This window comes from Parapedomonas caeni (genome assembly GCF_041060555.1).
Taxonomy (GTDB): domain Bacteria; phylum Pseudomonadota; class Alphaproteobacteria; order Sphingomonadales; family Sphingomonadaceae; genus CAUJIW01.
This window is the reverse complement of sequence record NZ_JBEUDS010000003.1, coordinates 177,774-204,392: the sequence shown is the minus strand read 5'-3', so window position 1 is coordinate 204,392 and position 26,619 is coordinate 177,774. Positions and strand designations below refer to the sequence as shown.

General features: G+C 65.5%; 34 protein-coding genes and 1 pseudogene. 14 read left to right on the top strand and 21 right to left on the bottom strand.

Annotated features, from left to right (window positions below):
- Nucleotides 1-126: 126 nt before the first annotated feature.
- A pseudogene (locus ABU113_RS04160) lies at nt 127-915 on the bottom strand (FGGY family carbohydrate kinase); the annotation flags it as partial.
- Between the two features lie 155 nt (nt 916-1,070).
- Here ABU113_RS04160 and ABU113_RS04155 point away from each other — a divergent pair.
- Nucleotides 1,071-1,574 carry a GNAT family N-acetyltransferase gene (locus ABU113_RS04155; RefSeq protein WP_454558218.1) on the top strand — a complete coding sequence of 168 codons (504 nt, stop codon included), beginning with the start codon at nt 1,071-1,073 and terminating at the stop codon, nt 1,572-1,574.
- Between the two features lie 9 nt (nt 1,575-1,583).
- Here the strand turns inward: ABU113_RS04155 and flhB are convergent, their stop codons facing one another.
- Genes flhB through fliQ form a run of 3 tightly spaced genes read right to left on the bottom strand, consistent with a single transcriptional unit; the run spans nt 1,584 to nt 3,708 of the window.
- Nucleotides 1,584-2,675 carry a flagellar biosynthesis protein FlhB gene (gene flhB, locus ABU113_RS04150; protein ID WP_454558217.1) on the bottom strand — a complete coding sequence of 364 codons (1,092 nt, stop codon included), beginning with the start codon at nt 2,673-2,675 and terminating at the stop codon, nt 1,584-1,586.
- Between the two features lie 3 nt (nt 2,676-2,678).
- Entirely contained in the window at nt 2,679-3,437 is a 759-nt protein-coding gene (gene fliR / locus ABU113_RS04145) for a flagellar biosynthetic protein FliR (protein ID WP_454558216.1), read from the bottom strand.
- Nucleotides 3,438-3,444: 7 nt separating this feature from the next.
- Nucleotides 3,445-3,708 carry a flagellar biosynthesis protein FliQ gene (gene fliQ, locus ABU113_RS04140; RefSeq protein WP_454558215.1) on the bottom strand — a complete coding sequence of 88 codons (264 nt, stop codon included), beginning with the start codon at nt 3,706-3,708 and terminating at the stop codon, nt 3,445-3,447.
- Between the two features lie 167 nt (nt 3,709-3,875).
- Here fliQ and ABU113_RS04135 point away from each other — a divergent pair, with 167 nt between their 5' ends.
- Nucleotides 3,876-4,367, top strand: a complete 492-nt coding sequence (locus tag ABU113_RS04135; protein WP_454558214.1) for a hypothetical protein — start codon at nt 3,876-3,878, stop codon at nt 4,365-4,367.
- 40 nt (nt 4,368-4,407) lie between these two features.
- Here ABU113_RS04135 and ABU113_RS04130 read toward each other — a convergent pair whose 3' ends face one another.
- From ABU113_RS04130 to ABU113_RS04120, 3 genes are read right to left on the bottom strand one after another with little or no spacing between them, the layout of a single operon-like run.
- Nucleotides 4,408-4,737, bottom strand: a complete 330-nt coding sequence (locus ABU113_RS04130; RefSeq protein ID WP_454558213.1) for a flagellar hook-basal body complex protein FliE — start codon at nt 4,735-4,737, stop codon at nt 4,408-4,410.
- Between the two features lie 21 nt (nt 4,738-4,758).
- Nucleotides 4,759-5,166: a flagellar basal body rod protein FlgC gene (gene flgC, locus ABU113_RS04125; protein WP_454558212.1), complete on the bottom strand. Its 408-nt coding sequence runs from the start codon at nt 5,164-5,166 to the stop codon at nt 4,759-4,761.
- A 23-nt stretch (nt 5,167-5,189) separates the two neighbouring features.
- Nucleotides 5,190-5,585 carry a flagellar basal body protein gene (locus ABU113_RS04120; protein WP_454558211.1) on the bottom strand — a complete coding sequence of 132 codons (396 nt, stop codon included), beginning with the start codon at nt 5,583-5,585 and terminating at the stop codon, nt 5,190-5,192.
- Between the two features lie 152 nt (nt 5,586-5,737).
- Between ABU113_RS04120 and ABU113_RS04115 the strand changes: the two genes are divergently transcribed.
- Genes ABU113_RS04115 through fliP form a run of 3 tightly spaced genes read left to right on the top strand, consistent with a single transcriptional unit; the run spans nt 5,738 to nt 7,055 of the window.
- Nucleotides 5,738-6,049 carry an EscU/YscU/HrcU family type III secretion system export apparatus switch protein gene (locus ABU113_RS04115; protein WP_454558210.1) on the top strand — a complete coding sequence of 104 codons (312 nt, stop codon included), beginning with the start codon at nt 5,738-5,740 and terminating at the stop codon, nt 6,047-6,049.
- Nucleotides 6,042-6,323, top strand: a complete 282-nt coding sequence (locus ABU113_RS04110; protein ID WP_454558209.1) for a flagellar biosynthetic protein FliO — start codon at nt 6,042-6,044, stop codon at nt 6,321-6,323. Before ABU113_RS04115 ends, ABU113_RS04110 begins: the two co-directional genes overlap by 8 nt.
- Nucleotides 6,324-6,326: 3 nt before the next feature.
- Nucleotides 6,327-7,055, top strand: coding sequence for a flagellar type III secretion system pore protein FliP (fliP, locus tag ABU113_RS04105; RefSeq protein WP_454558208.1), 729 nt, complete (start codon nt 6,327-6,329; stop codon nt 7,053-7,055).
- A 113-nt stretch (nt 7,056-7,168) separates the two neighbouring features.
- On the opposite strand, the gene ABU113_RS04100 is transcribed toward fliP, so the two are convergent.
- From ABU113_RS04100 to ABU113_RS04065, 8 genes are all read right to left on the bottom strand, one after another.
- Nucleotides 7,169-10,132, bottom strand: coding sequence for a hypothetical protein (locus ABU113_RS04100; protein WP_454558207.1), 2,964 nt, complete (start codon nt 10,130-10,132; stop codon nt 7,169-7,171).
- Entirely contained in the window at nt 10,129-10,686 is a 558-nt protein-coding gene (locus ABU113_RS04095) for a hypothetical protein (protein WP_454558206.1), read from the bottom strand. Before ABU113_RS04095 ends, ABU113_RS04100 begins: the two co-directional genes overlap by 4 nt.
- Nucleotides 10,686-11,138 (bottom strand): hypothetical protein, encoded by a 453-nt coding sequence (locus ABU113_RS04090; RefSeq protein WP_454558205.1) that lies wholly within the window; start codon nt 11,136-11,138, stop codon nt 10,686-10,688. Before ABU113_RS04090 ends, ABU113_RS04095 begins: the two co-directional genes overlap by 1 nt.
- 57 nt (nt 11,139-11,195) lie before the next feature.
- Nucleotides 11,196-11,849 (bottom strand): protein phosphatase CheZ, encoded by a 654-nt coding sequence (locus ABU113_RS04085; RefSeq protein ID WP_454558204.1) that lies wholly within the window; start codon nt 11,847-11,849, stop codon nt 11,196-11,198.
- Between the two features lie 94 nt (nt 11,850-11,943).
- Complete coding sequence (locus ABU113_RS04080) at nt 11,944-12,585, bottom strand: MotE family protein (RefSeq protein WP_454558203.1); 642 nt, start codon at nt 12,583-12,585, stop codon at nt 11,944-11,946.
- Between the two features lie 24 nt (nt 12,586-12,609).
- Nucleotides 12,610-13,005, bottom strand: a complete 396-nt coding sequence (locus ABU113_RS04075; RefSeq protein ID WP_454558202.1) for a DUF6468 domain-containing protein — start codon at nt 13,003-13,005, stop codon at nt 12,610-12,612.
- Nucleotides 13,005-14,138, bottom strand: coding sequence for a flagellar motor switch protein FliM (gene fliM / locus ABU113_RS04070; protein WP_454558201.1), 1,134 nt, complete (start codon nt 14,136-14,138; stop codon nt 13,005-13,007). The genes ABU113_RS04075 and fliM overlap by 1 nt, the downstream gene beginning before the upstream one ends.
- Before the next feature lie 2 nt (nt 14,139-14,140).
- A complete protein-coding gene (locus ABU113_RS04065; protein WP_454558200.1) occupies nt 14,141-14,650 on the bottom strand; it encodes a flagellar basal body-associated FliL family protein in 510 nt (169 codons plus the stop codon).
- Between the two features lie 229 nt (nt 14,651-14,879).
- Here ABU113_RS04065 and flgF point away from each other — a divergent pair, with 229 nt between their 5' ends.
- Genes flgF through flgH form a run of 4 tightly spaced genes read left to right on the top strand, consistent with a single transcriptional unit; the run spans nt 14,880 to nt 17,727 of the window.
- Nucleotides 14,880-15,629, top strand: coding sequence for a flagellar basal-body rod protein FlgF (gene flgF, locus ABU113_RS04060; protein WP_454558199.1), 750 nt, complete (start codon nt 14,880-14,882; stop codon nt 15,627-15,629).
- Between the two features lie 18 nt (nt 15,630-15,647).
- The gene (gene flgG / locus ABU113_RS04055; protein ID WP_454558198.1) at nt 15,648-16,433 is read left to right on the top strand and encodes a flagellar basal-body rod protein FlgG; all 786 of its coding nucleotides are present in this window, start codon (nt 15,648-15,650) and stop codon (nt 16,431-16,433) included.
- 5 nt (nt 16,434-16,438) lie between these two features.
- Nucleotides 16,439-16,918 carry a flagellar basal body P-ring formation chaperone FlgA gene (flgA, locus tag ABU113_RS04050; RefSeq protein ID WP_454558197.1) on the top strand — a complete coding sequence of 160 codons (480 nt, stop codon included), beginning with the start codon at nt 16,439-16,441 and terminating at the stop codon, nt 16,916-16,918.
- A gap of 53 nt (nt 16,919-16,971) precedes the next feature.
- Nucleotides 16,972-17,727, top strand: a complete 756-nt coding sequence (gene flgH, locus ABU113_RS04045) for a flagellar basal body L-ring protein FlgH (RefSeq protein WP_454558196.1) — start codon at nt 16,972-16,974, stop codon at nt 17,725-17,727.
- A gap of 152 nt (nt 17,728-17,879) precedes the next feature.
- Here the strand turns inward: flgH and ABU113_RS04040 are convergent, their stop codons facing one another.
- Nucleotides 17,880-18,284, bottom strand: coding sequence for a PilZ domain-containing protein (locus ABU113_RS04040; RefSeq protein ID WP_454558195.1), 405 nt, complete (start codon nt 18,282-18,284; stop codon nt 17,880-17,882).
- A 379-nt stretch (nt 18,285-18,663) separates the two neighbouring features.
- Between ABU113_RS04040 and ABU113_RS04035 the strand changes: the two genes are divergently transcribed.
- Together ABU113_RS04035 and ABU113_RS04030 are read left to right on the top strand one after the other, a co-directional pair.
- Nucleotides 18,664-19,722 carry an acyl-CoA dehydrogenase family protein gene (locus ABU113_RS04035; RefSeq protein WP_454558194.1) on the top strand — a complete coding sequence of 353 codons (1,059 nt, stop codon included), beginning with the start codon at nt 18,664-18,666 and terminating at the stop codon, nt 19,720-19,722.
- Nucleotides 19,719-20,903, top strand: a complete 1,185-nt coding sequence (locus ABU113_RS04030) for an acyl-CoA dehydrogenase family protein (RefSeq protein WP_454558193.1) — start codon at nt 19,719-19,721, stop codon at nt 20,901-20,903. Before ABU113_RS04035 ends, ABU113_RS04030 begins: the two co-directional genes overlap by 4 nt.
- Nucleotides 20,904-20,950: 47 nt before the next feature.
- Here ABU113_RS04030 and dksA read toward each other — a convergent pair whose 3' ends face one another.
- The gene (dksA, locus tag ABU113_RS04025; RefSeq protein WP_454558223.1) at nt 20,951-21,316 is read right to left on the bottom strand and encodes an RNA polymerase-binding protein DksA; all 366 of its coding nucleotides are present in this window, start codon (nt 21,314-21,316) and stop codon (nt 20,951-20,953) included.
- Between the two features lie 189 nt (nt 21,317-21,505).
- The gene (locus ABU113_RS04020; protein WP_454558192.1) at nt 21,506-21,934 is read right to left on the bottom strand and encodes a flagellar assembly protein FliX; all 429 of its coding nucleotides are present in this window, start codon (nt 21,932-21,934) and stop codon (nt 21,506-21,508) included.
- A gap of 184 nt (nt 21,935-22,118) precedes the next feature.
- Here ABU113_RS04020 and ABU113_RS04015 point away from each other — a divergent pair, with 184 nt between their 5' ends.
- Genes ABU113_RS04015 through ABU113_RS04005 form a run of 3 tightly spaced genes read left to right on the top strand, consistent with a single transcriptional unit; the run spans nt 22,119 to nt 24,021 of the window.
- Nucleotides 22,119-23,204, top strand: coding sequence for a flagellar basal body P-ring protein FlgI (locus ABU113_RS04015; RefSeq protein WP_454558191.1), 1,086 nt, complete (start codon nt 22,119-22,121; stop codon nt 23,202-23,204).
- Entirely contained in the window at nt 23,204-23,536 is a 333-nt protein-coding gene (locus ABU113_RS04010; RefSeq protein WP_454558190.1) for a rod-binding protein, read from the top strand. Before ABU113_RS04015 ends, ABU113_RS04010 begins: the two co-directional genes overlap by 1 nt.
- Nucleotides 23,533-24,021, top strand: coding sequence for a hypothetical protein (locus ABU113_RS04005; protein ID WP_454558189.1), 489 nt, complete (start codon nt 23,533-23,535; stop codon nt 24,019-24,021). The genes ABU113_RS04010 and ABU113_RS04005 overlap by 4 nt, the downstream gene beginning before the upstream one ends.
- Nucleotides 24,022-24,066: 45 nt before the next feature.
- On the opposite strand, the gene ABU113_RS04000 is transcribed toward ABU113_RS04005, so the two are convergent.
- The 3 genes from ABU113_RS04000 to ABU113_RS03990 form a co-directional block, all read right to left on the bottom strand.
- Entirely contained in the window at nt 24,067-24,630 is a 564-nt protein-coding gene (locus ABU113_RS04000) for a hypothetical protein (protein WP_454558188.1), read from the bottom strand.
- Between the two features lie 205 nt (nt 24,631-24,835).
- On the bottom strand, nt 24,836-25,150 hold the full coding sequence (locus ABU113_RS03995; protein WP_454558187.1) for a hypothetical protein: 315 nt from the start codon (nt 25,148-25,150) through the stop codon (nt 24,836-24,838).
- Nucleotides 25,151-25,343: 193 nt separating this feature from the next.
- Entirely contained in the window at nt 25,344-26,522 is a 1,179-nt protein-coding gene (locus ABU113_RS03990) for an acetyl-CoA C-acyltransferase (RefSeq protein WP_454558186.1), read from the bottom strand.
- Between the last annotated feature and the right edge of the window lie 97 nt (nt 26,523-26,619).

The following is a 26,619-nucleotide window of genomic DNA, read 5'->3' as shown; positions in this document are numbered from 1 at the left end:
AAGGCATGGCCGAACTCAACCAACCCATGATCGAGGAGGAAAATCAGCCCCTACACATCACCGCCAAAGCCGCCTGACGATGGCCCACGGCCACAGCCGAAATTACACCACCTTGACGGACGCGACCGCCTTGATACTGCCGGCCCTGACACAACCCTGACCGATGGCCGCCGCCTGTTGGTCGCCGGCGATGCCGCGAATCGGCAGCGGCCGACCGAAAAGTACCGGCAGGGTACTTCCCAGCTCGCCGGCGCTGTCGGTTATCCGCGGCAGGAGATCGAGATCAATCCCGAACAGGTCCGCCAGCCCGGTGTCCCACTGGCAGCGCTCAATATCCGCCAGCAGCGTGCGTGAGGCATTGGTGGCATCGGTGGCGTGCACGCCACCCGTCAGCCGATACAACAGGTATGAGTCCACCGTCCCGACGGCCAGATCGCCGGCGCGCGCGGCTGCGGCCACTGCCGGCCAGTGACGCAGGCCCCAGGCGATCTTGCTGGCGGAAAAATAGGGGTCGAGCGGCAGCCCGGTGCGCGCCATCACCGCCGGTTCATGGCCGGCGTCGCGCAGCTGCTGACAAAGATCGGCAGTCCGCCGGTCCTGCCAGACAATGGCGGGCGCCAGCGGCTCACCGGTCCGGCGATGCCAGAAAACCACCGTCTCGCGCTGGTTGGTGATGCCGATGGCGGCAATGGTCGAGACGCCGCCGGCCGCGGCGATGGCCTCGCGCGCGGCGTCCAGCGTGCGGTCCCAGATTTCGCGCGGATCATGTTCAACCCAGCCCGGCTGGGGGTAATGCTGGCTGAGCGGGCGCCCCGCAGACGCAACGATGCGCCCTCCAGAATCAAAGACCACGGCACGCGTCGACGTGGTGCCCTCATCAAGCGCCAGCAGGAAGTCCCCTGATGATTGCGTCAATCGCGCCTCCCCTCCCCATGGTCACGCGGCCACCCATCGGCGCCCCGGCACCTCCAGGAGGGCCATATCACTGCCGGGCGACCGATCGCAATCCACCGGCACCTTTGCGCTGGCACGACCAAATCAGTATACGCTTGGAGAAAAAGGAAAACATAATGTCCGAGCTGACGATCAGGCCATTCGAGCGGCGCGATTACCCGGAACTGGGCAACTGGTTCCATTCTCTTGCCGAGCTTGTGCAGTGGGGCGGCCCCCATATCACCGTGCCACTTGATCTCCGTCAGCTCGATGACATGCGCATGGACCCGGCACTGATCTGCCGCTCCTTCGACCTTAATGGCCGACTGGTCGGACACGGCCAGGTCCGCTTCGACAAGGCCGCCGACACGGCCCGGCTGTGCCGTATCGGCGTATCACCGGAGTTTCGCGGCTGGGGGCTGTCTCAGCCGATCGCGCGGGGGCTGCTGGGCGAGGCGTTCGCCAAACCCTGGGTCCATCGTGCCGAACTGGCGGTCTACACTTTCAATGTCGCGGCGCAACGGGCCTATGAAGCCATCGGCTTCCGTGCCGAGGGCATCAACCGGCAGGTTGTCCGGGTTGGCGAGGACCGGTGGGATCAGGTGATGATGAGTCTGCTGCGTCCGGAGTGGCGCGGCTGACAGCCGGTCTTAATGAGGCTTGCGCGACGCCGGCAGCCGACCACGCAGTTTCATCACATAGCTGATCACCTCGGCCACCGCCTTGTAATGTTCAGGCTGGATTTCCTCGTCGAGGTCGACGGCCGCGTACAGCGACCGCGCCAGCGGCGGGTTCTCGACAATCGGCACGTCATTCTCGGTCGCGAGCTCGCGGATGCGCAGGGCCAAGCTGTCGACGCCCTTGGCAACCACCCGGGGCGCGCCCATGCTGTCCTGATCATACTTCAGGGCAACAGCGAAGTGGGTCGGGTTGGTGACGATCACGTCCGCGGTCGGCACTGCCGCCATCATGCGTTTGCGGGAGCGTTCCATCCGGATCTGACGCAGCCGCCCCTTGATGTACGGATCACCCTCGCTCTGCTTGTATTCGTCCTTGATCTCCTGCTTGGTCATGCGCATCCGCTTGGTGAAGGCGAAACGCTGGTAAACAAAATCGGCCAGCGCCAGAATGGTGACAACGATCGTCACCGCCAGCAACAGCTTGACCACGAGGCTCACCATCAGTGCCAGCATGTCGGGGATTGAGCCCATCAGCGCGGTCTCCAGGCGGCGGCTGTAGGGCCACACCACACTCACCCCGACCACACCAATGATCGCGCACTTGGCCAGCGTCTTCATGAACTCGACAATGGCGTTCATGCTGAACAGTCGCTTGATGCCGCTGAGCGGGTCCACCTTGGACCATTTGGGCGCAATCTTTTCCCACGACATGGTGGGCCGCCCCTGAATGACGCCGCCGACGATGGCCGCCAGTACGAGCAGCGCCAGTGGCCCCAGCAGAACCAGACCGGTCTCCTGCGCCACGCCGAACGCAAGATTCTGGGCACCCTGTTGATCCAGCCGGTAGGCATCGGCGCGACCGAGCAGATTGGTGAACATGGGCACCAGACCGCGGCCAATGCCGGCGGCGAACATGGTCGCGACCAGCAGCCCCGCGCCGAGCATGGCGACATGGCGCATTTCCGCTGATCGGGGAACCTCGCCCTTCTTGCGGGCTTCATCCAGCTTGCGCTGGGTGGGTTCTTCCGTCTTCTGGGAGTCGTCGTCGTCCTCGCCGGCCATGGATCACCCCACCAGGAACGAGCGCATGGCGTCGCCATAACGACTGAGGAACATTGTCATCATCAGGCCCAATGTCGCCAGCAGCAGCCCCATCGACAACAGGATACCCAGCGGCTGGGCAATGAAGAACACCTGGATCTGTGGCGTCAGCCGGGACAGCAGCCCCAGACCGACGTTGAAGATGAGGCCGTAGACGAGAAACGGCGCGGCCAGCTGCAGACCAATCTCGAACGACTGGGACAGCAACCGGACCACCAGCGCCGCGAAATCGCCCGCCATGAAAGCGTCTCCCGGCTTGAACAGGGCGTAGGAGCGCGCCATGCCGCCCAGCAGCAGATGATGCATCTCGGTGACGAACAGCAGCACTACCGCCAGCATCGCGACAAAGCGCCCCAGCAGGACGGTTTGGGCTCCCTGCGTCGGATCGAAAACCATGGCCGCTGACAGGCCCGACTGCACGCTGATGATGGTGCCCGTCAGCTGAATGCTGGAAAACAGGATACGGGCCGCCGCCCCTATCATGAGCCCGACCAGCGTTTCGGAAATGATCAGCGCGGCGACGCCCGGGAACGTCGTCGGCATCGCCGGCAGGATCATCAGGACGGTCGGGTAGATGATGAGGGTCAGCAGCAGCCCGAAGATCAGGCGCACCTGCGGCGGGATATTCTCGTCACCCACCGCCGGCATCAGCATCAGCATGGCGCCCAGCCGGCAGAACACGATGAAATATCCGGTGATCTGCGCGTTCATATAGTCGGGCATGGATCACCTAGCCCGACACAATGCGCTCGGCGATACGCTCCATGAGGCCGCCCAGCATCCGCCCCATGAAGGGCGCCAGCAGGAGGAATACCAGTACCATCGTGATCATCTTGGGCACGAAGGTCAGCGTCATTTCCTGAATCTGGGTGAGCGCCTGAAACAGGCCGATTCCCAGACCGACCACCAGCGCGACAAGCATCAGTGGTCCCGCGACGATCAGCATCGTCAGCAGCGCATCGCGCGACACGTCGAGGACATCGGCACCCGTCATTGCGGCAGTTTGGTCCCTGATGGTTAAGGCAGGCTTACACCCGACCTACGCCTTCGGATGTGGCACCGTCAACGGGGCCATGGCAACGAAGCCGGCCCATTGACAAGGAAGTTATTGCAAATCACTCTCAACTGCACTACGACTCACTTCCGGCGCGGGAGACGGCGATGACGCTACGCTCAACCATCCAGCTCAGTACCTCCTCACCTTCCGATCGGGTGGTTCTGTGTATCGAACTGCCCTCTCCCGCCCACCTGCTGTTGTGGGGCATCCGCCGGCTGATCGCCGATCGCCTGCAGGACCGTCAGGTCGCGCTCACCTTCGATACCCTGCTCGGAGAACAGGCCAGACGGGTGCTGATCCTGCTGCGCACGTGGCTGGCGGAGATCGCCCTGCAGTCGCAGCGGAGAATCAGGATCGGCACACCCTGCTGCCATCGTGTCGATGACCATGAACTGCGTCTGCTCGCCGCGCTTGAACGCGCGCAGCGGGGCGACAACGCGCGGTGCCAGCTGATACTGCAGGCGCTGACGGGCGTGATGACGACCGACATGCTGGCGGAGATCGCCTGTCAACTGGGCGAGGCGCTGCTGAGCGCGCAGGTACGTCTTGATGTCGCCAGCCTGATGCCCGCCGAGGCCTTGCCACGCCTGCACTGACCCCGCGCGACGGCGCCCCCGCGCGAGACCTGCGGCCGCGTCAGATCGGCATCCGCATGATTTCCTGATAAGCCGATATCACCCGATCGCGCACCGCGACCAGGGTCTCCACCGCCATCTCGGCGCTGTTGACCGCCGTCACCACGTCCACCAGGTCCGCCTTGCCGGCCACCGAACGCGCCGCCATGACCTCGGAGTGTTTGGTCGCATCCACCGCGCTGGTGAACATGTCGCCGAGCATCTGACCGAACGCGCTGCCGGCAGACCCCGCCGGCGCGTCAAGACCACCGGATTCGGCGAGCGGGCCACCCGACGTGCGTCCGAGCGACTGGGCGTAGGCGTTGGCGGCATCAAGCGCGCGAATGGACATGGTCTAGCTCTCCCAACCGGTTCAGCGCAACAGATCGACGGTGCGCATGGTCAGTGTCTTGGCGGCCTCGATGGCATTGAGATTGGCCTCGTAGGAGCGCTGCGCTTCCTTCATGTCGGTCGACTCCACAAGTCCATCGACGTTCGGCTTGCGCACATAGCCGCGCTCGTCCGCGGCGGGATGTCCCGGCGAATATTCCTGCCGGAACGGCGAGCGATCGACCGTCACCCGATCCACCTTCACCGTCTGCACGCCGGTCTTGCGATCGAGCACGTCGCGAAACACCACCACCTTGCGCTGGTAAGGATTGCCGTCGACGGCCGGCACCACCGAGTCCTGGTTGGCGAGGTTTTCGGCGATCACCCGCATCCGCAGCGACTGGGCTTTGAGACCCGAGGCGGAAATGGCCATGGCATTGTCGAGTTCCATTGCTTAACTCCTGGCGCCTACGCTCATCTGCCCTTGCCGAGGGCCGTCTTCAGCAAACCGTTCTGCTTGCGATACAAATTCGTCAAGGCGGTGTACTCGGTCTGGACATCCGCGAGTTGCAGAAGCTGCTCTTCCAGCACCACGGTGTTGCCGTTGGGCTTGGTTTCGAACACGTCCTTCTGTTCCACCGACTCCGCCTTGCGGGCGGCACGGCTGCCCAGCGCCACCAAGGCGGCGGAAGCCTCGATCTGCGGCTTGCCGACCCGCGGCGCGCCATGACCACCTTCGACACGCGCCAATACGTCCGAGAAATCGCGTTCCACCAGCTGCCGGGCCCGGTAGCCCGGGGTATCGGCATTGGCCACGTTTTGCGCCACCACCTGCTGCTGGGCGGTGAGCTGGCGCATTTTCAGAGCCATCGCCTTGATGATTGGTATCGAGGAGGAATCCAAAGCGCGCCTCGTGCATCCAGAGCCGTGGCCAGCATGCGGCCTGGAGCATTAACAGGCGGTAAATATCCGCTAGGCTGTGCTTCAATGAATGTTAAGCATGATCACCGCAGTCTGGACCGATGAGCGATGATACCGAGCGTCAGTATGATCTCAGCCGTGCCGCCGTGGCGATCAAGGGCCAGGGCGACAACGGCGCCACCGTGGTCGCCAAGGGACGCGGCGCCCTCGCGGAGCAGATCCTTGACGCGGCCTTCGCCCACGACATCAAGGTCCGGCAGGACCCAGCACTGGTGCGGATGCTGGAAGCGTTCGAAGTGGACAGCCCGATTCCCCCGCCGGCCATGGAGGCGGTTGCCGTCGTGCTCGCGCGCGTCTATGCCGCCAACGGGGGGCATGTACCGGTGCCCCCGCAGGAATCCGTGAATGGATAGCGTCGACTATCTCCGCTTCGTCGCCTCCCTGGCCCTCGTACTGGGCCTGCTGCTGGGCGCCGCCTATGCCCTGCGGCGCTGGGGCCATCGCATTCCCGGCCTTGCGTTGCCGGGCGCGGCCCGTACCGACCGTCTGGCGGTCATTGCCTCCCTCCCCGTCGATGCCCGTCGCCGGCTGGTACTGGTGCGCCGCGACGATGTCGAACATCTGCTGCTGCTCGAACCGGCCGGTACGACGGTGATCGAGACCGGCATCCGAGCGAAAGACAACTGAGCCATGCGACGCCCCCTGCTCGTCCTGCTGCCCCTGATCCTGCTGTTGCTCGGCACGGAACCGGCCGTGGCACAATCGGTTGCCGTCAACCTCGGCGAGGGATCGCTGACTGGCCGGGTCGTACAGATCATCCTGCTGCTGACCGTGCTCAGCCTGGCGCCCGGCATTCTGCTGTCGGTCACGTCGTTCACACGCATGGTCGTCGTGCTGTCGCTGTTGCGCAACGCGCTTGGCACCCAGCAGGCCCCGCCAAACGCAGTGCTGATCTCGCTGGCGATGTTCCTGTCCTTCTTCGTCATGGCGCCCACCTTCGACGCCGCCTGGGAACAGGGCATCAAGCCGTTGACGGAGGAGCAGATCACCGAGGAGGAGGCCTTGCAGCGCGCTTATGCGCCGTTTCGCACCTTCATGCTCAAGCAGACACGGGAAAGCGACCTCAAGCTGTTTATCGACCTGTCCAAGCGCAGCGTCGAGAGCGTCGAGCAAACCCCGATGACAGTGCTGATTCCCGCGTTCATGATTTCCGAACTGCGGCGCGCCTTCGAGATCGGCTTCCTGCTGTTTCTGCCATTCCTGATCATCGACCTCGTGGTGTCGTCAATCCTGATGTCGATGGGCATGATGATGCTGCCGCCAGCGACCATATCGCTACCGTTCAAGCTCATCTTCTTTGTCCTTGTCGACGGCTGGCATCTCGTGGCCGGGTCGCTGGTGCAAAGTTACGCCAGTTAGCGGCACTCGACCGGCCCGCTGACGTGTCGGAACTGTCCGGGGTAACAGGATCCCGGCACGCCCGCCGACCGGGGCCGTCAGCGGCAGCCGGGCATGACCTGTGAGATGACGGATCAGCCGGCCGCGCCCGTCGCCGCAGCGGCCGTCCGAGCGGGCCTTGCCGCTGCCGGGGCCGGGTCGGGCGCGAAGGCCTCGCGATAGGTCCGCACGAAGGCGTCGATCTTGTCGATCTCGGCCAGCGTCGCCGAGAGCTGGGCGATGTTGTCGACCCCCGACGACGTATCGGTGGTAATGACGTCGAACGCGGCGCCAAGGGCATCCCGCCCCATCGGCGTGCGATAGGTGCGGCGAAGCGCCGCCAGGCCAGCTTCGTCGGAGAGCATGGTACGCGCAACGGCGGCGCGCAGCACCAGCCGGCGGCCGTCCTCGTCCAGCGTCTCCCCTGCCGCCGGCAGCACCGTGTTCAGCACGGCGGCGAGCCGCTTCCAGTCCTTGAGCTTCCAGTAGACATCGGCCCGCAGCATCTGCGCCGCCGGCGACCTGTCGCCCTCCAGCACCACCTCGGCCTCGTCGGCCTGACCGAGGTCAAGCAGCGCGCGGGCTTCCACCTGGTTGCGCTCGCGGCGGATATCGTCCGGCAAGGTCTGCTGGCGAGTCGCCCGCAGCACGCCAATCGCCTTGTCCGGCGCCGCGTTCATCAGGTGGATCATCGCCAGCCGGGCTGCCACGGCCGCCTGCGGAATGCCCTCTAGACGATACTTGACCTGATGCTCAAGCAGCGACGCCGCCCGATCCAGCAGGTCGACACTGACCAGCCGCTCGACCAGCTTGCGGATCATGGCGTCACCGTCGGCACCCATCGGCGTGAGATCGCGGAAGTCGTAGTACAGACCCAGCGCCTGCACTGGCGGCAGCGTGTCGGCACCGCCATCGAGGAACAGGTTACGGAACACCGCGTCCATGCGCTCGGCAACCGCGCGCGTCCGGTCCGAGGGCTTGAAATACTTGACGGACTGACGCATCGCATACAGGGCGTCGCGCAATTCCCCGCCATCGAGGTACAGCCGCGCCAGTTCGTCGAGCAGATCCAGCTCGAAATCGTCGCCGCGCCAGGCGAAGCGCAGACGGTCCAGCCGGTCAATAGCCTGGGCGTTGCCAATCTTCTTCTGGGACAGTTCCTGCTGTGTCATCGCCAGTGTCGCCATGGCGGTCACGCGCCGGTCGGCGAGACTCGCCGCCGTGGCGAACTGGGCGGCAGCGCCGGCCTGATCGCCCTTCGCCAGGGCAAGCTTGCCCTGCCAGTAGGCGACCTCCGCACGGATCCCCGGCGACAGCGCCTTGTCATCAAGCGCCGCCAGCTCCTGCGCCGCGACCGCGCCGCCGCCGTTGGCGATATCGGCACGCACGGCGGCAAGACGGAACCGCGCCTGCATCTCGGGGTCATACAGCGCAATCACGTCATCGCCGGTGGCGAATGCCGTCACCGCCTCGCCCGGCCGGCCCATCGCCTCCAGCGCCATGGACCGCCACAGCGCCATTTCCGGTTCAGTGTCGAGAACGGGCTGGCCGAGATCGTCGTAAGCCTCGGCGAACTGTCGCAGCTGCAAGCGGGCGACACCGCGCGTTGCCCGGAACGCGGGCGCGTTGAGAATGTCGGGATCGCTCTGCGCCATGACATCCAGAACACCGGCGGCATCGGCCGCCATGCCGTTACCGAGATAGAAGCGGGCGAGCGCCCAGCGCCTCTCAGCCCGGTCAACCTCGCTTGCCATGCTGAGATCATAGAGCAGTTTGGCCTTGCGTTCCGTGTAGGGCGTCGCCGCACGGCCCTGCCAGGCCGCCAGGTCGATCAGTCGGGCGTCGGCCACCGTGCCGTCGCCGCGGTTGAGATAGCCACGCTGGGCGACGTCGGTCGACCGGGCCTGCTCTAGCCCCATGAGCGCGACACCATTGGCGAAGGTCACCGCCTGCACCCTGGCCGACGATGGCTTGACCACCAGCCCCTGCGCGCTGGCCAGCACGGTTCCGCCGGGATACGGCTTGTCGGCCATCACACCGGCGCTGGCAGCGGCGGCCGGCACCACCAGCAATGCCTTGCCGTCCAGCGGATCGGCAATCTGGATCGCCCGTGACGGTTCCGACAGATGACCGAAGACCCGGCTGCCCATCACAGGGTCCGACTGCGAATCCAGCCGGATCAGTTCACGTGGCAGGATTTCGCTGTCCTTGATCTCGATCTTCCAGGTCGTGCCCTCGCGCTGGACCCCGACCCCGATGCCCGGCCGTATCTGGACGCTGAGCACGGTAGCACCGCTGATGGACAGCCGGTCGACCCGGCGCGCCCGGTCCCCCGAGATCGCCTCCAGCGGCGGCGTCGTCACCACCCGCTCGCCGGGCCAGGCCATGACAAGCTGATTGCCCCGGGCGAAGATCGCCGCCGGGACCATCTCGGTGAACGTGTAACGCAGGGCGATGCCGCCGTTGATCGGCTCAACCTTGCCCGTGACCGCGCCGCCGCGCGCGACCTCGACCGACGCCGACTGCAACGCTTCCTCGACGACCGCCTTGTTGATCTCCGCCGCCGATTTGGGCGGCGGCGGCTTGGGCGCGCTGGCCGCGGCCTTCACCGCCTTCAACTGGTCGCGCACGAATGTGTCGTTGCCCGCCCCCGGCGTAATCGCCGCCACCTTGTCGGCCGCGCGTGCCTGAGGAACGCCGTCCTTCACATCAAGGACAATCTTGCCGCCGGACCGGTAGTGATGCAGGCGACCGTTGACGGGTATCGAGAAGCTCAGTGTGGTTCGGTCGCCCTCGCGAACGAGCCGGGGATCACGCAGGTTCTTGAGGCCAAAACCCTTGAGTCGGGCCAGATCAATGGTGTCGGCCGAGCGGAACGTCACCGTTGCCCGCTCCCCCGACGAGGTGACACTGTACTCTACCGCCGCGGGCCATTCGAAGACCACCCGCGAATAATCCGCATGATCCGCCGCGCGCAGGACCACCGCCCCGGCCACGGCCTGCGTGGACAGGGAGACGATCAGCACGGACGCACACAGGCGGGCAGCTATCGACATCATGCCCCATCTTCTTCCACATCAATGAACAATCCGTCACCATCGGATTGCACAACCAGCCGGGGTATCGCCGCCAGGCCATTGTCACGCAAGGCACGGGCAAGCATCGCCGCCGATCCCGCCGCCCGCGACCATGCCTGCGGGTCATTGGTCGGCGACATCGCCACAATGGCCACCCGCCGACCCGATCGGTCAAGGATTTCCGCCAGCTGGCGCAGCGCCTCGCGATCGCGGATCAGGCCGGGATCAGGGAGGAGGCGCGACGCCTGTCCCGTCGGCTGGACTGCCATCCCGGCAAGCGCCGGCGCATCGGCGAGCCTTGTCTGCAACCAGGTCGTCAGATAGTTGGCGGTCGTGCCCGCGCCGGCCTGGGATGCCGGCGGCATGGCCTCGATCGCCTGCCCGCCAAACAGACCGCGAATGGCCGCCAGCGCCATCGAGCGACCGTCATCGGCCTGGATCTTGAGGCTGTAGGCGAGCACCAGCAGGCACAGAAGCTGGCTCAGCATGTCCGCGAAGGTCAGCTGCCAGGCCGTTCCGGGGCGACGCGTCAGCATCACGCCTCCCGAGCCAGTAGATGAATCATGCCATTGCCCTGCCCGCGCGCCGACCCCAGCGCGACATCGGGCAGACTGACGCCATGGGCGCTCAGGGCCGTCGCCAGCGTCGCCAGGCGGGTCGCCGCCAGCTCGGCATCGGCGGATAGCGGGACGACATCGAGGGCAAGCCGCTCACCCTCGCGCAACCGACGGGCGGCCGCCGACACTGCCGGCAGAAAAGCGACTCCGGCCTCGGTCAGGGCGGCGGAGTCGGTTACGAAAAACGGGGTGGTCAACCGGATACCGGTCGGGGTCACCGCACCGTGCGGCGCGAGGAGGCTCAGCGCGGGCGGCAGATCGGGCTGATCGTGCCGTGGAGGCGTCTCCACGGCCACCAGGGCCGCGAACAGCGCAACGAGAAACAACATCAGTGTGAGCAGCAATCCGTTACTGCCCGTGCCCACGGCCATGTGGTCACTGGCGGCAGAAGACGGCCGATCTCCCGCGCCGGTGGGCATCACCTGTCGTCAGTCGAAGCTCGCCAGCAGCGCGTCGATATCGTCCTGGTTGTTGCCAAGACCCTCAAGCGCCGGACCGTTCAACAGTTCCTTGGGATCGACCGGATCACCCTTCTCGTCGAGGTGGATTTCCTTTTCCGCCGCCGGGACATGGGTATCCCCCACCGCCTCGGCCAGCTGACCAAGTTTTTCCTCAATGTGCTTGAGCACCCGCACGACCTTGGTCACGCGCTGGCCGGTAATGTCCTGGAAGCTCGACGCCTCGAAAATGCGGGTGGCGATGTCACCCAGCCGCTCCGCCAGCTCGCCCTCGCATTCCCCGGCAATCGCCGTCACCTCATCGGCGCAGTCCATGATCTGCCCCGCGGCGGACTCGGTATGCTGCACGATGGCGTCCAGTTCATCGGCCGCGCCCGGAATGTCCTGCTTGGACAGTGCACTGGGCTTGATCGAGGCGATCTCGGCCTTGGCAGTGCTGATGAACTCCACCAGTTCCTTCAGCTCACTGCCGATCTTCAGAGCGGCGAGCTCCAACTCGCCCTGCATCGAGGACACCATCGATGACACGATGCCCGCGATATCACGAACCTGGACGCTGTCACCGCGCTGCTCACGCAGGGCTTCGATCTTGTCGGTGATGGAGGCTGTCGCGAGACCTGACATGTTTGCACTCTCCAAATACGTAATCATCTGGCGGCGTAATGAGCCCGATTGCAGTTACGTTAAATCCAGCAGGTAAAAAGCAGGTTAAGCGCAATCAGCTTGGCAACTTCGCGCGTTCGGCGAGCGCCATGGTCAGCGCCTTGGCGGAGTCGGGGTTCATCGCCGACAGTATGGCGGCCATTTTGGCTTCCTTCATGCGGGTTGCCACGGCGATCTGCACCGGCATGTCCAGCTTCTGGAAAATCGGCGCCGCATCCTTTGGCTTCATGGTCTCATAGACCTTGACCAGCGACGCAAACTGCTTGTTCGCCTGATCCTCCTGGACAGCGGTCAGCTGCTTCAGTCGCCCTTCCAGCGCCTTCAGCTCGGCGATCTTCGCCTCGACGCGCTTTTCGGTTGCCTCCATCAGGCGTTCGCGCATTTCCAGCTGCTTCTGACGCTCGTCGAAGGCGGTCCGCCGCGACGCGATGTCATCCATCAACTGCGCTTCCACGCGGCTCTGCGGCGCGGCGGGAGCGGCAGGTTTGGCCGTGCCCTGCCTGGTGCCGGCAGGCTGGACGGCGGTCTTGCCCGTCGCCGCGGTCTTGGCGGTCGCCGCCGGCGCATCTGCCGCCTGTGCCGCCCCGACACCCCAGGGGGCTGATGTCACCACGTTGGCGGCGTTGACCGCCAGAATACCGGCACCCGCCACCAGAATCAGCGGCAGGGGTCGAATGGAAAACGATGCTAACGCCATGTGTGGCCCCTCTGTCCCGCGCTGTTACCGCACGCCCTTGAGGGCATGGAGCTTGGGAGCTGGCTCGGCAACCGGCAGCGGCGCGGCGGCCGGGCGGGCGGCCACGCCTCCGGTGAGACCATGTTCGATCCGGTTGGCGAGACGTTCGCCGGTCTCGGTGATGATGGTCAGCTCGTCAACCAGGGAGCGTGCGGCAGCCACACGGTCGGCCAGCGTCGTCTCCGCCTCCTGCGCCGCCGCGCGAAGAATGTGGATGCTCGATTCCGCCTTCCCGACCGTGGCGTTGAGGGACTTGATCAGCGCGTCCATCTCCACCCGATCCCGGCGCAGCCCCAGCAGGCGCTGGTTCAATCGCCACCCGCCGACCAGGGTCGCCAGCAACAGCAGACACAGCACGACATCGACAATCCAGCCAATCATCACGCAATTCCTTCCAGTCGGGCGTTTGACGACCGCACCTGCACGGCAATGTGCTTGCCGGCCCGCCCCAGGCGACCGGTCAGCAACGGAATACCGCCACAGCGCATCTCGATGGAGTCACGCACCGTGGCATTGAACACCAGGGTCTGGCCGACCTTGAGGCTCATCACTTCACCCAGGCTCATCACCTGTTCATCGAGCACGGCATCGAGATCGACCCGGGTGCGCCACAGTTCGGATGCCAGGTGGGTTTCCCAGATGCTGTCCCGGCCGAACTTTTCACCCATGAACCGCTGCAGCAGCAGTTCGCGGATCGGTTCGAGCGTCGCATAGGGGAACAGCATTTCCAGCTTGCCGCCGCGATCTTCCATGTCGACACGCAGGCGCACCACCACGGCCGCGTTGGTCGGCCGGGCAATGGAAGCAAAGCGCGGGTTGGTCTCGATGCGATCGAACAGGAAGGTCACCGGCGACAGCGGCTCGAACGCCGCGGCGAGGTCAGCCAGGATGACGTCGATCATCCGCTCGACCAGATTGGTCTCGATGGTGGTGTAGGGCCGGCCCTCGATGCGCATCGGCGCGGTACCGCGACGGCCGCCCAGCAGCACGTCGACGATCGAGTAGATGAGGTTGGAATCCACCGTCATCAGGCCGTAGTTGTCCCACTCGGCGGCCTGGAACACGCCCATCATCGCCGGCAGCGGCACCGAGTTGAGATAGTCGCCGAACCGCACCGAGCTGATGTTGTCGAGGCTGACCTCGATGTTGTCGGAGGTGAAGTTGCGCAGCGACGTGGACATCATGCGTACCAGCCGGTCGAAAATGACGTCCAGCATCGGCAGGCGTTCATACGACACCAGGCTGGAATTGATGATCGCCTGGATACCGGTGCGCGCCGACTCCTCGTCGTCGCCGTCGAAGCCCAGCAGACTGTCGATCTCGTCCTGGTCGAGCACGCGGCCGGACTGGACGCTGGACATCAGCTCCTCGTCCTCCTGCTCGGCCATCTGCTCCCACTGCGCGGCGACATCCTCGTCGGCCGGCTTCTCGTCACCAGCCATGGCCGCCCACTCGGCCGCCAGCGCGTCGTCGTCAGGGCCCTCGGTGTCGTCGATATCGTCAGGACCAGCCATCGCTACTGAACCAGCATTTCTTTGAACAGGACGTCGTTGACCTTGAGCGGCGCCAGGCTGGTATTGACCCGGCGCAGCAGCTCCTCCTTCAGGCGGAACATGCCAGCCGATCCGGACAGGTCATCAATGCGCAGTTCACGCAGATAGACCTGAAAACCGTCAATCACCCGCGGCATCTTTTCCTTGATCTCGTCCGCCTGCTTCTGCCCCTTGACCTCCAGCGAGATCGACAGCTTGAGGAAGCTGCTCTTGCGGTCCGGCGACTTCAGGTTGACCAGCAGGTCTGGCAGATCGACATAGACGATCTTCGCTGCCTCGGGATCCTCTTCCTCGGCCTGCTCCTCGGATTTATGTTCGCCGCCGCCCATCAGCATGGTCGCGGCGACGCCGCCGCCGATGAGCAGCACCAGCACCGGCACGGCGATCATGACGATCTTCTTGCCGCTCCATTTCTTGCGCTTGAGGTCGCCGTCCTCGATATCGTCCAGATCGGCGTCTGCGTTGCTCGCCATGGGTCCACCAGCTCGAATGATGCGGCGGTCGCGCCGCGTCTTGACCGATACGTTAACGGCGGCACGGTTAACAACCTGTTGAGAACCGGCCCCGGCAGAAGGCACCCGGCCATTTTTGCCCACCCCGCGCATTCCGGCGCGCCGAAATCATACAATACTCATATTTTTCAATGTGATAGAAAACTGGCATCAGGTTTGCTTGTATCTCGTCATCGACCTCCAAAAAGGCATGGTCACCATGGATACGCTGAACTACGTCGCCCTGTCGCACCAGAAGGCCCTGCGCCGCCAGCTCGATCTTGTCGCGAACAACATCGCGAACATGAACACGGCGGGCTACAAGCGCGAGAACGCCATCTTCGAGACCTATCTCGAAAAGATGGACTCCAGCCTCACCGACAGCGCCAAACCGGTGTCGTTCGTGCTTGACCAGGGCTTCGCCCACGACACCACCGCGGGCGATCTCATTCCGACCAACGAACCGACGGACGTCGCCCTGGTGGGTGAAGGCTATTTCACCATACGCACCGAAGACGGCCAGATCGCCTACACCCGCAACGGCAACTTCCGCATCTCCGACGAGGGATACCTGGTGACCGACAGCGGCGCCCAGGTGATGAGCGATGGCGAACAGCCGATCCAGTTCACCCCCCAGGAAACCGATTTTCACATCGCCAGCGATGGCACCGTCTCCTCCAACCTCGGTCCGCGCGGGCGCCTGCTGGTCACCGCGTTCGAAAGCGAGGTGCAGATGAAGAAGATCGGTGCCTCGATGATGACCGGCGAGGGCGGCAAGGCCTTGCCGCCGGAAGAGGTGAAGCTGAAGTCGGGCGTGATCGAGGGCTCCAATGTCAAGCCGGTCATCGAGCTGGCCGACATGATCGAGATCCTGCGCGCCTACCAGAGCACCACCAGACTGCTCGACAAGTATGACGACATCCGCCAGCGCGGCATCGAAAAGCTCGGCCGGGTCCAGTAATTTCAGGAGAAGAAACCCATGCGCTCACTGAACATCGCCGCGACGGGCATGCTGGCCCAGCAGCTCAATGTCGAGGTTATCTCGAACAATATCGCCAACATGAACACCACGGGATTCAAGCGGCAGCGCGCGGAATTCCAGGACCTGCTCTACCAGACCGTCCAGCGGGTTGGTGCCCAGACCTCGGCGGCGGACACCCGTAATGCCAGCGGCATCCAGATCGGCGTCGGTGTGCGCGCCGGTGGCGTCTATCGCATCACCGAGCAGGGCAACATGACCCAGACCTACAACGACTACGACATGGCGATCGACGGACGCGGCTACTTCCGCATCCAGCTGCCAACCGGCGAGGATGCCTATGCGCGCGCCGGCTCGTTCCAGCTTTCCGACAACGGCGAACTGGTGACCCCGGAGGGCTACCGCATCCAGCCCGGCGTCACCGTGCCGGCCGACGCCGTCGACGTGTCGATCAGCGAGAACGGCATCGTCCAGGTTAAGATCGACGGCCAGGTCGACTATCAGACCGTCGGCCAGATCGAGCTGGCCACCTTTCCCAACGAGGCAGGCCTGGAATCGATCGGCAACAACCTGCTGATTGAAAGCCCGTCCTCCGGTGCTCCGACGGTCGGCCTGCCCGGCGACGCCGGCTTCGGCAAGCTGCGTCAGGGCTTCCTGGAGACCTCCAACGTCAATCCCGTCAGCGAGATCACGGCACTCATCACCGCCCAGCGCGCCTATGAGATGAATTCGAAAGTGATCCAGACCGCCGACGAGATGATGAACGCCACCACTCAGATCCGGTGATGACCATGAAACGCTCAATTGCCTTCGCCGTTCTCGCCACGCTCTGCGTCGCCTCAACTGCCGCTGCCGCGCCCCAGCAGACCATCGCGGTTGTCGAGATTCCGGTGGCGCGCGGGGAGCTCATCGACGCCGCCGCGCTGACCACGCGCCCGGGCACCGACACGGAAGCGCGTGGCGCCCTGCCGATGGGCGCCATCGTCGGCAAGGAAGCGCGCCGCGCCCTCATGCCCGGCATGATCGTCCGGGCGCTCGACGTCCAGGAGCCGGAGCTCGTCAAGAAGGGCCAGGCGGTGAGCATGGTGCTGCGCCGCGGACCGCTCACCATCGCGGCCTCCGGCCGGGCCATGGAAAGCGGCGCCGCCGGCAAGCTGATCCGCGTCCAGAACCTCAGTTCGAAGCAGGTGATCGACGCCGAGGTCGTGTCCCAGGGACTGGTACGGGTGACAACCGCCGTCCTGCCGGCGGCACTGGCCGGCAATTTCTGACCCCCGACCCGATGCCATCATTGGCCAACGACATAGAGACAAGGGTGAACATCATGTGGAACCGTATCCTGATCCTGACCGGCGCTGCCCTCTCGCTTGCGGCCTGCGGCACTGCCGAGCGTGTCGCCAATATCGGCCGCGCACCGAAATTCACGCCCATCGAGAACGTCGCCGCGCCGGCGGTGGAAGCCTCCATCGCCCAGCAGGGACTGACAGGGCAGCCACCGCGATCAACCGAGACCGCGCAGTCAGGCACCTCGTTGTGGCGCACCGGCGCTCGCGCATTCTTCCGGGATCAGCGCGCGGCCAAGACGGGCGACATCGTGACCGTCAACATCAATATCGCCGACAGGGCCCAGGTCGCCAACACCACCAGCCGCACCCGCACCAACTCGGAAAAGGCCGGCATGCCCAATTTCCTCGGCCTTGAGAGCAAACTGAACAAGGTGCTGCCCAACGCGGTTGACCCGTCGTCGCTGATCGACGGCTCCTCGGCATCGAACTCGACGGGCACGGGGCAGGTCCAGCGGTCGGAGACCATCAACCTCACCGTTGCCGCCGTTGTCACCGGCGTCCTTCCCAATGGCAACCTTGCCATCCAGGGTCGCCAGGAGGTCCGGGTCAACTTCGAGGTTCGCGAACTGGTGATCGCCGGCATCGTCCGTCCCGAGGACATCAGCCGCGACAATACCATCAACCACACCCAGATCGCCGAGGCCCGCATTTCCTACGGGGGTCGCGGCCAGCTGACCGACGTCCAGCAGGCTCGCTACGGCCAGCAGCTTTACGACGCCCTGTTCCCCTTCTGAGCCCGAGCGGTCTGTTCCCACCGCTGCCACGGAACCGGCGCATCCCTCGGGGTGCGCCGGTTTCGCGTTGGCATCCGGCAAGGGGAGAAGATTGGCGGCTCGCGGCCGCAGCAAGGAACCGGCCGAACCGGCGCTTCCGCAAAGTCGAAGGTTCAGTAAACCCAGCGATTGAGCGGCTTGCCACCGAAGAGCCGGGTCGGCCGGGTCGCCGGCGGATCTGGCGTCGCTGACGCCGCATCGGGCATCGCGGATTCGGCGGTTTCGGTGGTTTCGGCGGCGGGCGCGGTATCATTGGCCGGCAGACCAAAGGCGGTGACATCGATCGGCTGATCAAAGGCCATGCCGAAGCGGCCGCCCTCCGACCACGCCACATGCCCGTGAAACGTGCCGAACTTGTTGCACTCGACGCAGATCGGCTCGCCCTTGCGCAACCGGCGACCGCATTCGATCATCATGCCGCCGGTGGAAACGTTGCGAACACGCCCGAGCAGCCGCTCCTCACCGACCTGGATGGTGGCGGCGATCAACACCGACGGGCGTTTCGAACGACGACGCATACACGCAAAGGCCTCCGGCCTTCCAAAATCAAACGTCATCCGCATGGGTCTTATGACCTTCTCGCACTGACTTTACCGGCAGCGCGACGCCATTCGACCCGATGCCGTACATCACTGCATGACGTATATACTCGATATTATCACCGTCGACGAGGTTGAAACGGGGTTAACGACGTGCATTAGCCATCGACCGCGGGCCCTGCGTGTCGGCATCGCAAACCGGACAACACTCGGCATTACCATCCATATGCGTATACAATGTGTGCATAAAATACGCATTGTTGACACTACCCACCCCCATGTGCAAACACATCCTCCGGATTGACAACATCGCGTCGACAGCCGCGAACACCACGCCTCGCGGCTGGGGAATGAGGGCATGCAGTTCAGTTTCACGGACGAGCAGATACTGATAGCCGACAGCGTCCGCCGTTTCTTCCTCGACAACGCCACCAGCGCGCGCACCCGTGACGCCATGGCGGATCAGGGCATGGACGGCGCGTTGTGGCAGGCATTTGTCAACGAACTGGGCCTTGCAGGCGTGGTCATCCCCGAAGCGCACCGCGGCGCCGGTCTGGGCATGGTCGAGCTTGCCATCATCGCCGAGGCGGCCGGCGCCCAGGTCGCCGCCCTGCCCCTGCTTGGGCTCGTTCAGGCCTCGCAAGCCCTTCTGGCCGGCGGCAGTGCCGCCCAGCAGGCGCACTGGTTGCCGCGACTGGCGGACGGCCGCACGCTCGCGGCTTGCGCGGAATCCGGTGCCATCGAAGTGTCAGGCAATCGCCTGAGTGGGAGTTGCGACTTCCTGCCCCATGGCACGGTCGCGAACCTGTTTGTTGTCGCTGCCGACAGCGGCCTGTGGCTGGTCGAGGCCGATGCGCCCGGCATGACCGTAACGCCCCGCACCACCATGGACCAGACGCGCCCCTTCGCGCGCCTGACGCTGGCGCGGACACCGGCCGAGCCGCTGGCCGATGGCGAGCGCGCCCGCGCCGCCGCCACGGCCGGCGGTCTCATCTGCCTGGCGGCCGAGGCGCTGGGCGGTGCCCAGAGCTGCCTTGACCGCACCGTGACCTACGCCCTCGACCGGGTGCAGTTCGGTCGCCCCATCGGCAGCTTCCAGGCCTACAAGCACCGACTGGCGGACATGATGGTGGATATCGAACAGGCCCGTTCGGCCGTCTACTGGGCGGCCTGCGCCATCGACGAAGGTTCGCCTGAAGCAACGCTGGCACTTCATGCCGCCAAGGCGTTCGCGGCAGATACCTATTTCCGCTGCGCCGGCGACATGATCCAGCTGCACGGCGGCATCGGCTTCACCTGGGAGCACGATGCCCACCTCTTCCTCAAGCGCGCCAAGGCGATCCAGCACATGCTGGGCGGCAGCGACTGGCACCGGGAACAGATCGCCCGGTTGATCGGCCTCGGAGAGACAGCATGAAACTGGGATTTTCACCCGAGGACGAACTGTTCCGCGCCGAGGCCGCCGATTGGCTGGCCGGGCAGATGTCCGGCGACTTCAAGGACATCCGCGGCATCAAGGGCCTTACCGCGATGGCCGGACGGCGCAGGGAGTGGGAGCAGCGGCTGGGCGAACACCGCTGGAGCTGCATCGGCTGGCCGGCGCGCTGGGGCGGCCGCGACGCCACCCTCGTCCAGCAGGTCATCTTCGCCGAGGAATATGCTCGCGCCGGGGCGCCGGGGCGCATTGGCCACCTGGGCATCGAGCTTGTCGGCCCGACCATCCTCGCCTATGGCAGCGAGGCGCAGCAGGCCCGCTTTCTGCCCGACATCGCCGCCGGGCGGGCACTGTGGTGCCAGGGCTATTCCGAGCCCAATGCCGGGTCGGACCTCGCCAATGTGCGCACCCGCGCCAGCCTGGATGCCGACAGCGGCGAATGGGTGATCGACGGCCAGAAAACATGGACCAGCCTGGCGCAGTTCTGCGACTGGATCTTCGTCCTCGCCCGCAGCGAGGAAGGATCGGCCGGCCCCAGGGGGCTTACCTTCCTGCTCGTACCCCTCGACCAGCCGGGCATCGACATCCGGCCGATCCGGCAGATCAATGGCGAGGAGGAATTCAACGAGACCTTCTTCGATGGCGCGCGTACCGCTGCCGACAACGTGGTGTCGACGCCGGGCAATGGCTGGCAGGTGGCCATGGGCCTGCTCGGCTTCGAACGCGGGGTATCGACGCTCGGGCAGCAGATGGGCTTCCGCAATGAACTGGATGCCGTCATCGCCGCGGCGCGCGCCAATGGCACCGCCCGCGATCCCCTGATCCGGCAACGCATCGCCAAAGCGGAAATCGGTTTGCGCCTGATGCGCTACGGCGCCTTGCGCATGCTCAGCAACACCGACCCCACTCGGCCGGATGGCGCTGCCCTCACCTACAAGCTTCAGTGGGCAAGCTGGCGGCGGACACTTGGCGAGCTTGCCATCGACGTGTTGGGACTCGATGGCATGGTGACCGCCAATAGCGACTATGCGTGGGACACCCTGGGCAACCTGTTTCTCTACGCCCGGGCCGACACCATCTACGGCGGCACCAACCAGATTCAGCGCAACATCATCGCCGAACGGGCCTTGGGGCTGCCACGCGAACCCCGCGGCACCCGCTAGTATCAAGCGACGCGGGCTTTACGGCAGCCGTCAGGACCAGAGATGGATCAGTCGTCGCGCGTGACCTTTTCCTGGCGCTCGTGGCGCTCCTGCGCCTCCAGCGTCATGGTGGCGATCGGTCGCGCTTCCAGGCGCTGCAACGAGATCGGCTCACCCGTCACTTCGCAGTAGCCATAGTCCCCGGTCTCGATCCGGCGCAGGGCGGCATCGATCTTTGAGATCAGTTTGCGCTGGCGATCGCGGGTGCGCAGCTCGATCGACCAATCGGTCTCCGAGGACGCGCGGTCCGTGACATCGGGTTCGCGCAATGATTCATTTTGCAGCGTCTCCAGCGTCTCGCGCGCCTCGCGCAGGATTTCATCCTTCCAGTTCAGCAGCTTGAGGCGAAAATATTCGCGCTGGAGTGGATTCATGAATTCTTCGTCAGGAGATGGCACATAACCGTCGGGCAGATCCGCGATCGGCTGTGAACCGGCAACCGCGGCCAGAACAACGCCTTCATTGGTACCGTTCAGCATACAACCCACTCTCCCTTGCGATGCGCTACTGACGACCGGTGCCGGGCTTATAGAGGGTTCAGGCAACACTCACAAGCGATGCTGTCAGAGAACCGTCTCAACACCCAACTTGGCCAGTTCCACAGCCACCCTCAACTCTATTTCCGACATAATTTCAGAGAGTTGAGGATCGGCCACGGACTCATGCGCCCGCAATCTGGCGGCAATCGATTGCAGCTGCGTGACACTGAGCGTGCCCGTCAGCAAGCCGCGCTGGATCTGCTCCAGGGAGTCGAGCAGGTCGCGGCCCCGCTGAAGCCCGCGCGACCGGCCATGGGCGGCATCGTCAACCTGCTGCAAGGCGATCAGGGCGCCGACCGCCGCGACCGGACCCGCACCCGTGGTTGCAGAGGCATCCGGCGCGTCGCCCGTCTGCAACAGCGACGAGAAGGGGGATGCCCCTGTCGCATCGCCGCGCTTCTCCGTCCGGCGTCCGCCGGCGGCCTGCGCACGATTGGTGTCGGTGATCCGCATGGCCCTACTCTGCGCCCATCATGGTTTCCAAATCATCAACGACGGATCCTGCCCCGATCCCGCGCCTCAATTGGCACGCCATTCGCATAGCATGTCGGGAGAACAACCAAAACACTTGCCTCAAGGGAAAGTTATGCCGGGTTCACGCGTCTCGATCGGGAAATGGCTGGGCAGTCTCTGCCTGATGCTGGCAGTTGTTGCCGGCCAGAGCACCGCCGCGCACGGCGCCTCGCGGATCAAGGACGTGGTGGATTTCGAGAACGTCCGGGAAAACCAGCTCATCGGCTACGGCCTGGTGGTCGGCCTCAAGGGCACGGGTGACAGCCTGCGCAATTCGCCCTTCACCCAGCAGTCGCTGCAGGCCATGCTCGATCGCCTCGGCATCGCCCTGCGCAACGTCGACATGAAGACCGACAACGTCGCCGCCGTCTCGGTGACGGCCACCCTGCCGCCGTTCGCCCGCAAGGGCTCGCGCATCGACGTCCAGGTCTCCGCGCTTGGCGACGCCGACAACCTCCAGGGCGGCACCCTGCTGGTCACGCCGCTGGTGGGGCTGGACGGCGAAGTCTACGCGGTCGCGCAGGGCCCGGTGGCGGTATCGGGCTTCGAGGCGAAGGGCCAGGCGGAGAGCATCTCGCGTGGTGTCACCACCTCGGCACGCATCTCCAACGGCGCCATCATCGAACGCGAGATCGCCTACAATCTGTCGCAGATGCAGTCGATGAAGCTGGCGCTGAAGAACCCGGATTTCACCACCGCCCGCCGGATCGCCGCGGTCATCAACGAGAAGAAAGGCGCCGCCATCGCCTCGGCGCTGGATCCCAGCACCGTACAGCTCAGCCTGGCCGGGTCGGAACTCGGTGGCCTGGTCAACCTCATCAGCGAGATCGAACAACTGCCGGTATCGGTGGACCAGCCCGCCCGCATCGTCATCGACGAATCCTCGGGCACCATCGTCATGGGCGCCGACGTCAAGATCAGCAAGGTCGCCATTGCCCAGGGCAACCTCACCATCCGCATCACCGAAACCCCGCAGGTCTCCCAGCCCAATGCGTTGTCGCAGACCGGGGAGACTCAGGTGGTGCCACGCACCAACGTCGAGGTGGACGACAGCAGCGGCAACAAGATGACCGTGCTCGATACCGGCGTGTCACTGCAGGAAGTCGTCAACGGCCTCAATGCGCTGGGTGTCGGCCCGCGTGATCTGATCACCATCATCCAGGCGTTGCGTGCCGCCGGCGCCCTCCAGGCCGAAGTGGAGGTGTTCTGATGACCCCCACGACATCCGCCCTGCCCGCCACCCCGATCGCCATGGTCGGCGCCCGGCCGCTCGCCACCGCCGAGCAGGGCCAGGCACCCAGGGTCGACCCCCGCTCGGTCGAGACGATGCGTGAGTTCGAGGCCGTGCTGATCGGCGAACTCACCAACATCATGATGTCCACCGTGCCAACCGACCCGATCACCGGCGGCGGCAGCGCCGAGCAGGTCTACCGCAGCATGATGGGCGAGAAAATCGGCCAGGAGATTTCCAAACGCGGCGGCATCGGCCTGATGCCGGCCCTGATGGATGAACTGATCCGCTTGCAGGGAGGTCAGCCATGAATCCGTTGCTGATGGCTCAAGGCATGACGCCGGAGGCCGGTCCGGCGGTCAGCGTCGATGAACGTCTTACGGAGCTGCTCCAGATCGTACAGCGCCTGACGCTGCTGGTGGAGACCGAGAACCGGCTGCTGGAGACCGAACGCCCCGCCGCCATCCAGCCGCTGCTGGAAGAAAAAGGCCGATTGTCAGCCCAGCTCGCCAAGGGGCTGGCAGCCCTGAAGGCCGATGGTGCCGGACTGAAGGCGTCGGACACCTCGTTGCGCCGTGCCCTGAGCGAGGCGCTGGCCGGGTTCCAGGAGCTGGTGATGCTCAACGGCCGCATCGTGCTGCGGCTGAAATCCGTCAGCGAGGGCATTCTCGGCGCCATCGCGGCGGAAGCAAGCAAGGGCAAGCGCCCCGCCCCCACCTATGGCGCCAACGCAACCGTGGCACCCGTCGGCCGGACGCCGGTCGCCGCCCCGATCAGCGTCAACGCCGTGATCTGAAGCCTCCGCCCGGGGCCGCCACAACGGTCAGCCCGGCAGCAGCGCTCAGCCGGGCACCGCCCAGCGCCGGGCCAGCCGGTCGCGCGCGGCGACATCGAGCGGCCGGACCCAGTTCCAGCCCATGGCCGCCCAGTCCGGGTCGGCCGGGTCGAACCCCAGTGCGGCCACCGCATCGGCTTCCATCAGCACGCACTGCCGACGATAAGGCAGCAGATAGCCGCCCTCGCGCGCCAACCACGCCTCGGCCTCGTCCACACGGGCAAACCAGCGATTGAGGAACGCCGACCCGCCGGCGCCGATGAACGGCTCCAGGTCGAGCGCCGGCACCGCCTCGGCACGGCCGGCCTCGATGGCGGCCTTGAGCGCCGCCCAGCTTGCCTGGCCGTGCTCGACGGCCACCACCTGCAGGGCATGTTTGTGCTGGAAGCCGGCGGCGCGAGCCAGCACCGCGTCGATGCCCAGCGCGCCCAGTGCCGGCAGCTTGCGCAGCCGGGCCGCCGCATGGCGGGCCCGGGCCGCTTCGGCGCCGGTGAGCAGCTTGAGCAACAGGGTAGCCTCGGCGCGCAAGGCGTCGAGACGTCGGGAAACCATCGGGTCGGTGAGCGACATAAAACCTCCGTCGATCACGGATCGTCGCTCGCCAGTGCGATCCATCAACGGAAGGGTGTCCAGTCTGCCAGGCAGGCTTGGTCGGGCGGCATCGCCTTTTGCGAGCAGGGGCGCCCCGCCGCGCCCGTGCCACTCAAATGCGCGCCAACGCGCCTCGGGTCAAGGGATGTGCGCCCATGAGATCACGGGGCCCGGACGGATCGGGTCAGCCGCGCGCCCGCGCCCGTACCGCCGCCAGGGCCTCCTGAACCAGCGCGTCGGCCAGTTCGGTGTTCTCATCGGTGTCGCCTTCCATCATGCCGACCCGCAGCGCCAGCGCGATCGCCAGCGCCTGCAACATGTCGCCATTGGCAAGCCCGCTGACGCGCGCCTCGTGGTCGAGCGTCTCGACCAGCGCGACAGCAACCTCGCCCACCTGCTCGGGCGACCGGGTGCGCGGATCGAGCGGGAACGCGCAGGACAGGCGCCCGCCACCCTCGGTACCCACGGTATAGGCCAGACGCTTCGCCATCGAGGTCATGCTACTCACTCCCGCAACTGCCCCGTTCACGGGGTCTGGTGACATCCAGTCTTCATATAGGTGTCATGAACAAGCCGTGAAGGGCATCAGACCAAAGTGGCAGGGTCATGGCCAGCCCTCCCCCCTGAATAGCGAGCGGCGCCCCCCATGCGAGGGGCGCCGTCAGGATAGCCGCCGGCAGGCGTGACCGCCGTCAGGCGACCTCGAACAGGCCCGCCGCGCCCATGCCGCCACCGACGCACATGGTGACAACCACATACTTGGCGCCCCGGCGCTTGCCCTCGATCAGCGCATGGCCGGTCAGGCGCGCGCCGGACATGCCGTAGGGATGGCCCACCGAGATGGCGCCGCCGTCGACGTTGAGCCGGTCATTGGGAATGCCCAGCTTGTCGCGGCAGTAGAGCACCTGCACGGCGAACGCTTCGTTGAGTTCCCACAGGCCGATGTCGTCGATCTTCAGGCCATGCTGCTTCAGCAGTTTGGGGATGGCATAGACCGGGCCGATGCCCATCTCGTCCGGCTCCAGGCCCGCCACCGCGATGCCGCGGTAGATGCCCAGCGGCGCCAGGCCGCGCTTCTCGGCTTCCTTGGCCTCCATCAGCACGCAGGCCGAGGCGCCATCCGACAGCTGGCTGGCATTGCCGGCGGTGACCGCGAAACCCGGGCCCCGCACCGGCTGCAACGCCTGCAACCCTTCCAGCGCGGTGTCCGGCCGGTTGCCCTCGTCCCTGGCCAGCGTCACGTCCTTGAAGCTGACCGCCTTGGTCTCCTTGTCGACCACGGCCATCTTCGAGGCCAGCGGCACGATCTCGGCGTCGAACCGGCCGGCGGCCTGGGCCGCGGCGGTGCGCTGCTGGCTCTGCAGGGCATAGGCGTCCTGCACGTCGCGGCTGATGTTGTAGCGCTTGGCGACCACCTCCGCGGTGTCGATCATCGCCATGTAGACGTCCTTGTGCATGCCCACCAGCTCAGGATCGCCCTCGCGGAACATACGGTCGGTCTGCACCATCGAGATGGACTCGACGCCGCCGCCGACGGTGATCTGCATGCCGTCGACGATGATCTGCTTGGCGGCGGTGGCAATGGCCATCAGGCCCGAGGCGCACTGACGGTCGAGCGACATGCCGGAGACCGTGACCGGCAGGCCGGCGCGCAGTGCCGCCAGCCGGGCGATGTTGCCGCCCTGCACGCCCTGCTGGATGGCCGCGCCCATCACCACATCGTCGACCTCGGCGCCGGCGATGCCGGCCCGCTTGACGGCCTCGGCGATGGCGTGGCCGGCCAGCGTCGGCGACGGCGTGGCGTTGAACGCGCCACGATAGGCCTTGCCGATCGGCGTCCGGGCGGTGGAAACAATGACAGCCTCACGCATGTGAAATCTCCCCTAGGCATCCAATAGACGACATTACGACGATCCCGCCGGCTCAACCGGTCGTCGTCATGCCCCCACCCTTCACTTGCCGGCCCGG